This is a genomic window from Pseudomonas sp. 2822-17, from assembly GCF_002742485.1.
In the GTDB taxonomy this organism is placed as follows: domain Bacteria; phylum Pseudomonadota; class Gammaproteobacteria; order Pseudomonadales; family Pseudomonadaceae; genus Aquipseudomonas; species Aquipseudomonas cyclaminis.
The window spans coordinates 1-310 of record NZ_LJRZ01000164.1; the positions used below are offsets into that span (position 1 = coordinate 1).

Annotated in this window: 1 protein-coding gene; it reads left to right on the top strand. The window is 38.1% G+C overall.

Translation table 11 applies throughout. From position 1 onward, the window contains the following. Nucleotides 1-310, top strand: a 310-nt coding sequence (locus tag AOA60_RS01385; RefSeq protein ID WP_178075303.1) for a thioredoxin family protein, incomplete at both ends; no start/stop codon positions are given.

A 310-nucleotide genomic window follows, 5' to 3' on the forward strand; every position in this document is an offset into this window, starting at 1 on the left:
ATATCAGCTTAAGCTGTCATAATTGTCCTGATGTTGTACAAGCTTTGAACTTAATGAGTATTGTTAATCCTGGTATTACTCACACTATGATTGACGGTGCTGCTTTTAAGGAAGAAGTAGACAGTAAAGATATTATGGCTGTGCCAACTGTATACCTAAATGGAGAATTCTTAAGTAGTGGGCGTATGACACTTGGAGAACTTCTTTCAAAAATTGATGATGGTCCAGATGCATCAGAATTTAATGAAAAAGATCCATTTGACGTACTAGTTGTCGGTGGTGGACCAGCAGGTGCAAGTGCTGCTATATA